Consider the following 11180-nt stretch of genomic DNA (forward strand, 5'->3'; position numbering starts at 1 on the left):
CCCCTCAGTGTTCCCGGGGGACGCGCACCACGCCTTCCTGGATGACCGAGATGGCGAGTCGCCCGTCCTCGGTGTAGATGCGGGCCTGGCCGAGGCCGCGGCCGCCGGACGCGGACGGCGACTGCTGGTCGTACAGCAGCCACTCGTCGGCGCGGAACGGCCGGTGGAACCACATCGCGTGGTCCAGCGAGGCCCCGACGACGTCACCGACGGCCCAGCCGCCGCGGCCGTGCGCGAGCAGGACCGAGTCGAGGAGGGTCATGTCGGAGACGTAGGTGGCGAGGACGACGTGCAGCAGGGGGTCGTCCGCGAGCTTGCCGTTGGTACGGAACCACACCTGGGAGTGCGGGTCGCGCGGGGTGCCGAAGTCGCCGAAGGGCGGGTCGTCGACGTAGCGGAGGTCGACCGCCGCGCGGGCCTCCACGAAGCGTTCGACGGTCTCGGCGGGCAGGTGCGGGTAGCTCCGCAGCCGTTCCTCGCCGGTGGGGAGGGTCGCCGGGTCCGGGGCGGGCGGCATCGGGGCCTGGTGATCGAGGCCCTCCTCGTACGTCTGGAAGGACGCCGACAGGCCGAAGATCGGCTTGCCGTGCTGGACGGCGACCACGCGGCGGGTGGTGAAGGAGCGGCCGTCGCGCAGGCGGTCGACGTTGTAGACGATGGGAGCGCCCGGGTCGCCGGGGCGCAGGAAGTACGCGTGCAGGGAGTGCGCGTGCCGGTCCTCGGGGACCGTGCGCCCGGCGGCGACCAGCGCCTGGGCGGCCACCTGCCCGCCGAAGACCCGGGGGACGACGGCGGAGCGCGAGTGGCCGCGGTAGATGTCCTCCTCGATCCGCTCGAGGTCGAGCAGATCGAGGAGGGACTGGAGTGCCTCGCTCATGCCTCGCGGGTCACAGGCCCATGTTCTTCGCGATGATCATCTTCATGACCTCGCTGGTGCCGCCGTAGATGCGGTTGACGCGGTTGTCCGCGTACAGGCGGGCGATCGGGTACTCGTTCATGTAGCCGTAGCCGCCGTGCAGCTGGAGGCAGCGGTCGATGACGCGGTGCGCGACCTCGGTGCAGAACAGCTTGGCGCTGGCGGCCTCGGCGGGGGTGAGCTCGCCGGCGTCCAGGGCCTCGGTGGCGCGGTCGGCGACGGCCTCGGCGGCGTCCACCTCGGCCTGGCAGGCGGCCAGCTCGAACTTGGTGTTCTGGAAGTGGGCGACCGGCTTGCCGAAGACGGTGCGGTCCTGGACGTACTGCGTGGCGAAGCGGACGGCGGCCTTGGCCTGCGCGTAGGCGCCGTAGGCGATGCCCCAGCGCTCGGAGGCCAGGTTGTGGCCGAGGTAGGAGAAGCCCTTGTTCTCCTCGCCGAGCAGGTCCTCGACGGGCACCTTGACGTCGACGAACGCCAGCTCGGCGGTGTCGGAGGTGCGCAGGCCCAGCTTGTCCAGCTTGCGGCCCACCGAGTAGCCCTCGGACTTGGTGTCCACGGCGAACAGGGAGATGCCGAAGCGGCGGTCCTCGGCGGTGGGCGCGGAGGTGCGGGCGCAGACGATGACCTTGTCGGCGTGCACGCCGCCGGTGATGAAGGTCTTGGCGCCGTTGAGGACGTAGTGGGTGCCGTCCTCGGAGAGCTTGGCGGTGGTCTTCATGCCCGCGAGGTCGGAGCCGGTGCCCGGCTCGGTCATCGCGATGGCCCACATCTCCTCGCCGGTGACGAACTTCGGCAGGTAGCGCTTCTTCTGCTCGTCGGTGGCCAGCATCTTGATGTAGGGCAGGGCGAGCAGCACGTGCACGCCGGAGCCGCCGAAGGTGACGCCCGCGCGGGCGGTCTCCTCGTAGTGGACGGCCTCGAACTTGTGGCTGTCCATGCCCGCGCCGCCGTACTCCTCGGGCACGTTGATGCCGAAGATGCCCAGCTCGCCGAGCTTGTAGTAGAAGTCGCGCGGCGCCTGGCCCGCGGCGAACCACTCGTCGTAGACGGGGACGACCTCGGCCTCGATGAAGGCGCGGAGGGTCTCCCGGAACGCCTCGTGGTCCTCGTTGAACACCGTACGGCGCACCGCGCCACCTCCAGGGTATGTATCTAAGCGCTTGCTCAGACTTCACGGTACCGGCGAGTAGGGAGGGGCGTCCAGAGCGGGACGTGGGTAACCCTCGTCACTCCCCCGCCCACGGAGCCCCCTTCAGTCGGCGGCCACCGCCGCGAACGCCCCCCGCGCCATCCGGTGCAGCAGCGTCGCCGTCACCGCGCGGCCCGGCAGGGAGCCGGGGCGTCCCAGGTGCGGGGTGGAGTTCAGCAGGCCGAAGACCGAGTGCACGGCCGAGCGGGCACTCGGTTCCGACACCGCCGGATAGACCTCGCGCACCACCCCGACCCACAGCTCGACGTACTGCCGCTGCAACTGCCGCACCATCTTGCGGTCGGCGTCCCGGAGGCGGTCCAGCTCGCGGTCGTGCAGGGTGATGAGCGGGCGGTCGTCGAGCGCGAAATCGATGTGCCCCTCGATGAACGAGTCGAGGACCGCCTCGGGGCCGGTCACCCCGTCCGCCTCCGCCAGCCGCCGCTTCGCGCCGGTCAGCAGCGAGTCACTGATCCCGACCAGCAGCTCGGCGAGCATCGCGTCCTTGCCGGCGAAGTGCCGGTAGAGGCCGGGGCCGCTGATCCCGACCGCGGCGCCTATCTCGTCGACGCCGACACCGTGGAAGCCGCGCTCGGCGAAGAGCCGGGCGGCCTCCTTGAGGATCTGCTCGCGGCGGGTGGGGGCGTCGGTTCTCATGGCCATGGACTCAATTCTAGACAGGGAGGTTAGCGGTCGTTAACCTGAAGGAAATGCGTTAACGCTCATTAACCGATCGACCGATCGACCATCGGGTGAGGGGACCGCAGGATGCAAGAGGCACCGGAGCTGACGACGGCGGCCGATCCCGCCTCCGAGGCCTTTCGGGCCAACGAGGAGGCCCACCGCGTCCTCGTGGCGGAGCTGCGCGCCAAGCTCGCGGCGGCCCGGCTCGGCGGCGGCGAGCGGGCGCGGGCCCGCCACACCGCGCGCGGCAAGCTGCTGCCGCGCGACCGCGTGGACACGCTGCTCGATCCGGGCTCGCCGTTCCTGGAGCTGGCGCCGCTCGCGGCCGACGGGCTCTACGACGGACAGGCCCCGGCCGCCGGCGTGATCGCCGGGATCGGCCGGGTCAGCGGCCGGGAGTGCGTGATCGTCGCCAACGACGCCACCGTCAAGGGCGGCACGTACTACCCGATGACCGTGAAGAAGCATCTGCGGGCGCAGGAGGTGGCGCTGGAGAACCGGCTGCCGTGCCTGTATCTCGTGGACTCCGGGGGCGCCTTCCTGCCGATGCAGGACGAGGTCTTCCCGGACCGCGAGCACTTCGGGCGGATCTTCTACAACCAGGCCCGGATGTCCGGCGCCGGCATCCCGCAGATCGCCGCCGTCCTCGGCTCCTGCACGGCGGGCGGCGCGTACGTCCCGGCGATGAGCGACGAGGCCGTGATCGTCCGCGCTCAGGGCACGATCTTCCTGGGCGGCCCGCCGCTGGTGAAGGCGGCCACCGGTGAGGTGGTCACGGCGGAGGAGCTGGGCGGCGGCGAGGTCCACTCGCGCGTGTCCGGCGTGACCGACCACCTGGCCGAGGACGACGCGCACGCCCTGCGGATCGTGCGGCAGATCGTCGACACCCTGCCCGAGCGCGGAACCCTCCCCTGGGGCGTGGAGCCGGCCGTCGAGCCCAAGGTGGACCCGCACGGCATGTCCGGCGCGGTCCCGGTCGACTCCCGCACCCCCTACGACGTGCGCGAGATCATCGCCCGGGTGGTGGACGGCTCCCGGTTCGCCGAGTTCAAGTCCGAGTACGGGCAGACCCTGGTCACCGGCTTCGCCCGCATCCACGGCCACCCGGTCGGGATCGTCGCCAACAACGGCATCCTGTTCGCCGAGTCGGCCCAGAAGGGCGCCCACTTCATCGAGCTGTGCGACCAGCGCGGCATCCCGCTGGTGTTCCTCCAGAACATCTCCGGCTTCATGGTCGGCAGGGACTACGAGGCCGGTGGCATCGCCAAGCACGGCGCCAAGATGGTGACGGCGGTGGCGTGCACGCGCGTACCGAAGCTGACGGTCGTGGTCGGCGGGTCGTACGGCGCGGGGAACTACTCGATGTGCGGGCGGGCCTACTCGCCGCGCTTCCTGTGGATGTGGCCCAACGCCAAGATCTCCGTCATGGGCGGCGAGCAGGCCGCGTCCGTGCTGGCCACGGTCAAGCGGGACCAGTTGGAGGCCCGGGGCGAACAGTGGGCGGCCGAGGAGGAGGAGTCCTTCAAGGCGCCGATCCGCGCGCAGTACGAGCACCAGGGGAACGCCTACTACGCGACCGCCCGCCTGTGGGACGACGGGGTGATCGAGCCCGCCGACACCCGGCAGGTGCTGGGTCTGGCCCTGACCGCGTGTGCCAACGCGCCACTGGGCGAGCCCCAGTTCGGCGTCTTCCGGATGTGAGGAGGGGACTTCGATGGGAAGCGCGATGGGGAGCTTGATGTTCGACACGGTGCTGGTGGCCAACCGCGGTGAGATCGCGGTGCGTGTCATCCGGACCCTGCGCTCGATGGGCGTGCGCTCGGTGGCGGTCTTCTCCGACGCCGACGCGGACGCCCGGCACGTGCGGGAGGCCGACGAGGCGGTACGGATCGGTCCGGCGCCGGCGGCGGAGAGCTATCTGTCCGTCGAGCGGCTGCTGGAGGCGGCGGCCCGGACGGGCGCGCAGGCCGTCCATCCCGGGTACGGCTTCCTCGCCGAGAACGCCGGTTTCGCGCGGGCCTGCGAGGAGGCGGGGCTGGTCTTCATCGGACCGTCCGCCGACGCCATCGCCCTGATGGGCGACAAGATCCGCGCCAAGGAGACGGTGCGGGCGGCCGGGGTGCCGGTGGTGCCCGGCTCCAGCGGCAGCGGCCTGACGGACGCGCAGCTCGCCGACGCCGCCCGCGAGATCGGCACGCCGGTGCTGCTGAAGCCGTCGGCCGGTGGTGGCGGCAAGGGCATGCGGCTGGTGCGGGACGCGGCCGTGCTGGCCGACGAGATCGCCGCCGCCCGCCGCGAGGCCCGCGCCTCCTTCGGCGACGACACGCTGCTGGTGGAGCGGTGGATCGACCGGCCGCGGCACATCGAGATCCAGGTCCTGGCCGACGGCCACGGCAACGTGGTGCACCTCGGCGAGCGCGAGTGCTCGCTCCAGCGCCGGCACCAGAAGATCATCGAGGAGGCGCCCAGCGTGCTCCTCGACGAGGCGACCCGTGCCGCGATGGGCGAGGCGGCCGTGCAGGCGGCCCGCTCGTGCGGCTACCGGGGCGCGGGCACGGTGGAGTTCATCGTGCCGGGCGAGGACCCCTCGCAGTACTACTTCATGGAGATGAACACCCGCCTCCAGGTCGAGCACCCGGTGACCGAGCTGGTCACGGGTCTGGATCTGGTGGAGTGGCAGCTGCGGGTGGCGGCGGGCGAGGAGCTGGGCTTCGCGCAGACGGACGTACGGCTCACCGGGCACGCGATCGAGGCCCGCCTCTGCGCCGAGGACCCCGCCCGCGGCTTCCTCCCCTCCGGCGGCACGGTGCTGCGCCTGCACGAGCCCGAGGGCGACGGCGTCCGCACCGACTCCGGGCTCAGCGAGGGCGGCGAGGTCGGCAGCCTCTACGACCCCATGCTGTCCAAGGTGATCGCCTACGGTCCCGACCGCGCCACCGCCCTGCGCAGGCTGCGCGCGGCCCTGGCCCGGACGGTGACGCTGGGCGTGCAGACCAACGCCGGGTTCCTGCGCCGGCTCCTCGCCCACCCGGCGGTGGTGGCGGGCGAGCTGGACACCGGGCTGGTGGAGCGGGAGGTCGACGCCCTCGTCCCCACCGACGTACCGGAGGAGGTGTACGAGGCGGCGGCGGCCGTACGGCTGGACGCGCTGCGTCCGCGCGGGGACGGCTGGACGGACCCGTTCTCGGTGCCGAGCGGCTGGCGCATGGGCGGCGAGCCGAAGCCGGTCGCCTTCCACCTGCGGATCACCGATCCGGTGGAGCACACACCGCGCGGCACCCACACCGTCACCGAGGACCACGTGTCCGTGACGCTGGACGGCGTCCGGCACACCTTCCACCGCGCCGCCGACTGGCTCGGCCGCGACGGCGACGCCTGGCACGTGCGCGACCACGACCCGGTCGCCGCCTCCCTCACGGGCGCGGCCCACGCGGGCGCCGACTCGCTGACCGCGCCCATGCCGGGCACGGTGACGGTGGTGAAGGTCGCCGTCGGCGACGAGGTGGCCGCCGGGCAGAGCCTGCTGGTGGTGGAGGCGATGAAGATGGAGCACGTCATCTCCGCACCGCACGCCGGCACCGTCGCCGAGCTGGACGTGGCGCCGGGCACGACGGTCGCCATGGACCAGGTGCTGGCGGTCATCACGCCGGCCGAGGACCCGGAGGAGACGGCATGAACGCCGCTGAACTCGGCCTGCCCATGGCCGTACCGGAGAAGGGCCTGCCCTCGCGTGTCCGCATCCACGAGGTCGGCGCCCGCGACGGACTGCAGAACGAGAAGGCGACCGTCCCGGCGGAGGTGAAGGCGGAGTTCATCCGCCGTCTGGCCGGTACGGGCCTGACCACCATCGAGGCGACGAGCTTCGTGCACCCCAAGTGGGTGCCGCAACTGGCGGACGCGGAGCAGCTCTTCCCGGCGGTCGCGGACCTGCCGGTCGAGCTGCCCGTCCTGGTGCCGAACGAACGCGGCCTCGACCGCGCGCTCGCGCTCGGCGCCCGCCGCGTCGCGGTCTTCGCCAGCGCCACGGAGTCCTTCGCCAAGGCCAACCTCAACCGCACCCTGGACGAGGCCCTGGCCATGTTCGAGCCGGTGGTGGCGCGGGCGAAGGACGCGGACGGCGTTCACGTACGGGGCTACCTCTCGATGTGCTTCGGCGACCCGTGGGAAGGGGCGGTCCCCGTCCCGCAGGTGGTGAAGGTCTGCCGGGCCCTGCTGGACATGGGCTGCGACGAGCTGAGCCTGGGCGACACGATCGGGGTGGCGACCCCGGGACACGTGAGCGCCCTGCTCACCGCGCTCACGGAGGCCGGTGTGCCCGTGAGCACGCTGGGCGTCCACTTCCACGACACCTACGGCCAGGCGCTGTCGAACACGTACGCCGCCCTCCGGCACGGCGTGACGACCGTCGACGCCTCCGCCGGCGGACTGGGCGGTTGCCCCTACGCGAAGTCCGCCACCGGCAACCTCGCCACCGAAGACCTCGTGTGGATGCTGCGCGGCCTCGGCATCGACACCGGGGTCGACCTCGGCTCTCTCGTCGCCACCAGCGTCTGGATGGCCGCCCACCTGGGCCGACCCAGCCCGTCCCGCACCGTACGAGCCCTCGCGCACCAGGACTCGGCCGCCGACTCCCACGCCGACTCCCACAAGGAGCAGTGACAGCCATGGACCACAAGCTCTCCCCCGAACTCGAGGATCTCCGCCGCACGGTGGAGGCGTTCGCCCACGACGTCGTGGCGCCCAAGATCGGCGACTTCTACGAGCGGCACGAGTTCCCGTACGAGATCGTCCGGGAGATGGGCCGCATGGGCCTGTTCGGCCTGCCCTTCCCGGAGGAGTACGGCGGCATGGGCGGCGACTACCTCGCCCTCGGCATCGCCCTGGAGGAACTGGCCCGGGTCGACTCGTCGGTGGCCATCACGCTGGAGGCGGGCGTCTCGCTGGGTGCGATGCCGATCCACCTGTTCGGCACCGAGGAGCAGAAGCGGACGTGGCTGCCCCGGCTGTGCTCGGGCGAGATCCTCGGCGCCTTCGGCCTGACCGAGCCGGACGGCGGCTCGGACGCGGGCGCGACGCGCACGACGGCCCGCCTCGACGAGGCGACGAACGAATGGGTCATCAACGGCACCAAGTGCTTCATCACCAACTCGGGCACCGACATCACGGGCCTGGTGACCGTCACTGCGGTCTCCGGCCGCAAGCCGGACGGCCGGCCCCTGATCTCGGCGATCATCGTGCCGTCCGGCACCCCGGGCTTCACGGTGGCCGCCCCGTACTCGAAGGTCGGCTGGAACGCGTCGGACACCCGTGAGCTGTCCTTCGCCGACGTCCGGGTCCCGGCGGCGAACCTGCTGGGCGAGGAGGGCCGCGGCTACGCCCAGTTCCTGCGCATCCTCGACGAGGGGCGCATCGCCATCGCCGCGCTGGGCACCGGGCTCGCGCAGGGCTGCGTGGACGAATCGGTCGCGTACGCGAAGGAACGTCACGCCTTCGGCAAGCCCATCGGCGCCAACCAGGCCATCCAGTTCAAGATCGCCGACATGGAGATGAAGGCCCACACGGCCCGCCTCGCGTGGCGCGACGCGGCCTCCCGGCTGGTGACGGGCGACCCCTTCAAGAAGGAGGCGGCCCTGGCGAAGCTGTACTCGTCGACGGTCGCGGTGGACAACGCCCGGGACGCCACGCAGATCCACGGCGGCTACGGCTTCATGAACGAGTACCCCGTGGCCCGCATGTGGCGGGACTCGAAGATCCTGGAGATCGGCGAGGGCACCAGCGAGGTCCAGCGGATGCTGATCGCACGCGAGTTGGGCCTGACCGGCTGAGCCTCCGGACACCGGGGCGCCGGGCACGGCCGGGTAGGGTGCGCGGTACTCAAGATCACGCGCCAGTGGACCGAGCGAGACCACGTGAAGACGAGCACCGCACCCTCATGGCTCCGGCTGTGCCTCCCCCTGGTCGTCAACGTCCTGCTGGGGGTTCCGGCCGTCGTCCCGGCGTTCCTGCTCTGGTACTTCGCGTCCAACTGGCCCCTCGCCGCTCTCGGGTGGACCGACCGCGAGCCCACGGAGAACGACGGGGCCCTCCCCTGGGTGATGGTCGCGACGCCGGTACTCACCCTGTTCGGCCTCCTGTGGTGGCTGGCCAACCGCCCCTTGCGGCACAGCACGGTGCTGACGCCGCGCGGATACTGGCTGCTGAGCGCCGCGGCCACCACCGTGCCCACGCTCGCCCTCGTCGTCATCGGCTGGGCCGGGGACTGAGAGCCGGGACGGCGACCGCACTCCCCGACGCGGAAGTGGCGGGGCCCACCCCCGGCACCCCCTTGGCCGAAAAGCTGAGGTTAGGCTAGCCTAAGCGCGCTTCCGCCCCTTGCCGGCACGCGCACGCGGCCCCGTACGTACGAAAGCAGAGCCACCCATGTCGAACGGCACAACCGCCAACTTCTCCCGCCGCGGAATCCTCGCCGCCGGCGGCGCACTCGGCCTCGGCGCCGTGCTCACGGCCTGCGGTGACGACGACGCGAAAAGCGGTGGGCCGGACGACAAGGCGGCCGCCGAGTCCGGCCCCTGGTCCTTCGAGGACGACCGCGGCACGACCGTGAAGCTGGACAAGGTCCCGACGGACATCGTCGCCTTCACCGGTGTCGCCGCCGCCCTCCACGACTACGGCGTCCAGGTCAAGGGCGTGTTCGGGCCCACCACGACCAAGGACGGCAAGCCCGACGTCCAGGCCGGCGACCTCGACGTCGACAAGGTCACCGTCCTCGGCAACGAGTGGGGCAAGCTCAACGTCGAGAAGTACGCCGCCCTCGCCCCCGAGGTGCTCATCACCACGACGTTCGACACCGCGGGCACGCTCTGGTCCGTCCCGGAGGACTCCAAGGACAAGATCGCCAAGCTCGCCCCGAGCGTCGCGATCTCCGTCTTCGACCGCCAGCTCACCCAGCCGCTCCAGCGCATGTGGGAACTGGCCGAGTCGCTCGGCGCGGACATGAAGGCCAAGAAGGTCACCGACGCCAAGGCCGCCTTCGAGAAGGCCGCGGCCCGGCTGCGCGCCGCCGCCAAGGCCAAGCCCGAGATCAGGGTGCTGGCCGGCTCCGCGAGCGCCGAGCTGTTCTACGTCTCCGGCACCAACCTCTCCGTCGACCTGGAGTACTTCAAGGCCCTCGGCGTGAACTTCGTCGAGCCCTCCGAGGCGGCCAAGAAGGCGACCGGCGGCTGGTTCGAGAGCCTGAGCTGGGAGAACGTCGACAAGTACCCGGCCGACGTCATCATCATGGACGACCGCGCCTCGACCATCCAGCCCGCCGACATCACCGAGGGCACCTGGAAGCAGCTGCCCGCGGTCAAGGCCGGCCAGGTCATCGCCCGCTCCCCCGAGCCGATCCTGTCCTACGACAAGTGCACGCCGCTCCTCGACAATCTGGCCGAGGCGATCGAGAACGCCAAGAAGGTCGGCTGACCCTCCCCTTTCTCCCGGAGCCCTTCATGACGACGGCCGTGGCCGCCCCGTTCCGTTTCTTCTCCCTCCAGGTCGTACGGACGAGGCGGCTCGGTCCGTCTCTGGCCCGGGTCACCTTCGCCGGGCCCGACCTGCGCGCCTTCCACTCCGACGGGCAGGACCAGTCCCTGTCGCTGTTCCTGCCGCACCCGGGGCAGCCGGAGCCCGCCGTGCCCGTCGAGCTGGGCGACGGCTGGTGGCAGGGGTGGCGGGAACTGCCCGACGACGTGCGGGCGGTGATGCGCTCGTACACGCTGCGCGCCCTGCGCCGGGACGCCCACGGCGACACCGCCGAGATCGACATCGACTTCGTGCTGCACGGTGTCGAGCCCGGGGCCTCCTTCCAGGCGGGCCCCGCCTCCCGCTGGGCCGCCGACGCCGCCCCCGGCGACCGGGTCGTGCTGCTCGGCCCGGCGGTCGCCGACAACCGGGCGATCCGCTTCCGGCCGCCCGGCGACACCGACCTGGTGGTCGTCTGGGGCGACGAGACCGCCGTACCGGCCGCCTGCGCCATCGTCGAGTCGCTGCCGGCCGGCACCCGCGCCCGGGTCTGGCTGGAGGTGCCGCACGCCGAGGACGTGCAGGAGCTGACGACGGCGGCGGAGGCCGAGGTCGACTGGCTGGTCAGGGACGTCACCAGCGGACCCGAGGCCACTCTCGGCACCCTCCGCGCTGCCCAGCTGCCGCCCGCCGAACGCCCGTACGTCTGGATCGCCGGAGAGTCCGGCCGCGTCAAGCAGCTGCGGCGGCACTTCGTGGGCGAGCGCGGCATCGACCGCCGCCGCGTCACCTTCGTCGGCTACTGGCGCCAGGGCCTGACGGAGGAACAGCTCCGCGAGCAGGGCTGACGACCGGCACCCCAAAGCCCCGAACGCCCCAATTCACCGT

At 71.9% G+C, this 11180-nt stretch carries 10 protein-coding genes; 7 read left to right on the top strand and 3 right to left on the bottom strand.

Features of this window, described 5'->3' with window-relative positions; all coding sequences use genetic code 11:
- Nucleotides 1-4: 4 nt before the first annotated feature.
- From ACIQ6R_RS06820 to ACIQ6R_RS06830, 3 genes are all read right to left on the bottom strand, one after another.
- Nucleotides 5-877 (bottom strand): acyl-CoA thioesterase, encoded by an 873-nt coding sequence (locus ACIQ6R_RS06820; protein ID WP_404177295.1) that lies wholly within the window; start codon nucleotides 875-877, stop codon nucleotides 5-7.
- Between the two features lie 10 nt (nucleotides 878-887).
- Nucleotides 888-2045 (bottom strand): acyl-CoA dehydrogenase family protein, encoded by a 1158-nt coding sequence (locus ACIQ6R_RS06825; protein WP_404177292.1) that lies wholly within the window; start codon nucleotides 2043-2045, stop codon nucleotides 888-890.
- A gap of 123 nt (nucleotides 2046-2168) precedes the next feature.
- Nucleotides 2169-2768, bottom strand: coding sequence for a TetR/AcrR family transcriptional regulator (locus ACIQ6R_RS06830; RefSeq protein ID WP_404219305.1), 600 nt, complete (start codon nucleotides 2766-2768; stop codon nucleotides 2169-2171).
- A gap of 105 nt (nucleotides 2769-2873) precedes the next feature.
- On the opposite strand from ACIQ6R_RS06830, the gene ACIQ6R_RS06835 reads away from it, so the two are divergent.
- The 7 genes from ACIQ6R_RS06835 (at nucleotide 2874) to ACIQ6R_RS06865 (ending at nucleotide 11140) form a co-directional block, all read left to right on the top strand.
- Entirely contained in the window at nucleotides 2874-4490 is a 1617-nt protein-coding gene (locus ACIQ6R_RS06835; protein ID WP_404219307.1) for a carboxyl transferase domain-containing protein, read from the top strand.
- Between the two features lie 37 nt (nucleotides 4491-4527).
- Nucleotides 4528-6465 (top strand): acetyl/propionyl/methylcrotonyl-CoA carboxylase subunit alpha, encoded by a 1938-nt coding sequence (locus tag ACIQ6R_RS06840; protein WP_404177992.1) that lies wholly within the window; start codon nucleotides 4528-4530, stop codon nucleotides 6463-6465.
- Complete coding sequence (locus ACIQ6R_RS06845) at nucleotides 6462-7448, top strand: hydroxymethylglutaryl-CoA lyase (protein WP_404219310.1); 987 nt, start codon at nucleotides 6462-6464, stop codon at nucleotides 7446-7448. Before ACIQ6R_RS06840 ends, ACIQ6R_RS06845 begins: the two co-directional genes overlap by 4 nt.
- Before the next feature lie 5 nt (nucleotides 7449-7453).
- Nucleotides 7454-8614 (top strand): acyl-CoA dehydrogenase family protein, encoded by a 1161-nt coding sequence (locus ACIQ6R_RS06850; protein WP_404219312.1) that lies wholly within the window; start codon nucleotides 7454-7456, stop codon nucleotides 8612-8614.
- A gap of 84 nt (nucleotides 8615-8698) precedes the next feature.
- A complete protein-coding gene (locus ACIQ6R_RS06855; protein ID WP_404219314.1) occupies nucleotides 8699-9052 on the top strand; it encodes a hypothetical protein in 354 nt (117 codons plus the stop codon).
- A 157-nt stretch (nucleotides 9053-9209) separates the two neighbouring features.
- Nucleotides 9210-10253 carry an ABC transporter substrate-binding protein gene (locus ACIQ6R_RS06860; RefSeq protein WP_404219316.1) on the top strand — a complete coding sequence of 348 codons (1044 nt, stop codon included), beginning with the start codon at nucleotides 9210-9212 and terminating at the stop codon, nucleotides 10251-10253.
- A 26-nt stretch (nucleotides 10254-10279) separates the two neighbouring features.
- Complete coding sequence (locus ACIQ6R_RS06865; RefSeq protein ID WP_404219318.1) at nucleotides 10280-11140, top strand: siderophore-interacting protein; 861 nt, start codon at nucleotides 10280-10282, stop codon at nucleotides 11138-11140.
- The last annotated feature ends 40 nt before the right edge of the window (nucleotides 11141-11180 follow it).

Origin of the sequence: Streptomyces sp. NPDC096048, from assembly GCF_044763415.1 — a bacterium.
Lineage (GTDB): Bacteria > Actinomycetota > Actinomycetes > Streptomycetales > Streptomycetaceae > Streptomyces.

Bases quoted from the DNA above. Each gene is read 5' to 3' on its own strand.
- ACIQ6R_RS06835 (WP_404219307.1), top strand. From the start codon at position 2,874: ATGCAAGAGGCACCGGAGCTGACGACGGCGGCCGATCCCGCCTCCGAG.
- ACIQ6R_RS06845 (WP_404219310.1), top strand. From the start codon at position 6,462: ATGAACGCCGCTGAACTCGGCCTGCCCATGGCCGTACCGGAGAAGGGC.
- ACIQ6R_RS06830 (WP_404219305.1), bottom strand. From the start codon at position 2,768: ATGGCCATGAGAACCGACGCCCCCACCCGCCGCGAGCAGATCCTCAAG.
- ACIQ6R_RS06865 (WP_404219318.1), top strand. From the start codon at position 10,280: ATGACGACGGCCGTGGCCGCCCCGTTCCGTTTCTTCTCCCTCCAGGTC.
- ACIQ6R_RS06860 (WP_404219316.1), top strand. From the start codon at position 9,210: ATGTCGAACGGCACAACCGCCAACTTCTCCCGCCGCGGAATCCTCGCC.
- ACIQ6R_RS06820 (WP_404177295.1), bottom strand. From the start codon at position 877: ATGAGCGAGGCACTCCAGTCCCTCCTCGATCTGCTCGACCTCGAGCGG.
- ACIQ6R_RS06850 (WP_404219312.1), top strand. From the start codon at position 7,454: ATGGACCACAAGCTCTCCCCCGAACTCGAGGATCTCCGCCGCACGGTG.
- ACIQ6R_RS06840 (WP_404177992.1), top strand. From the start codon at position 4,528: ATGTTCGACACGGTGCTGGTGGCCAACCGCGGTGAGATCGCGGTGCGT.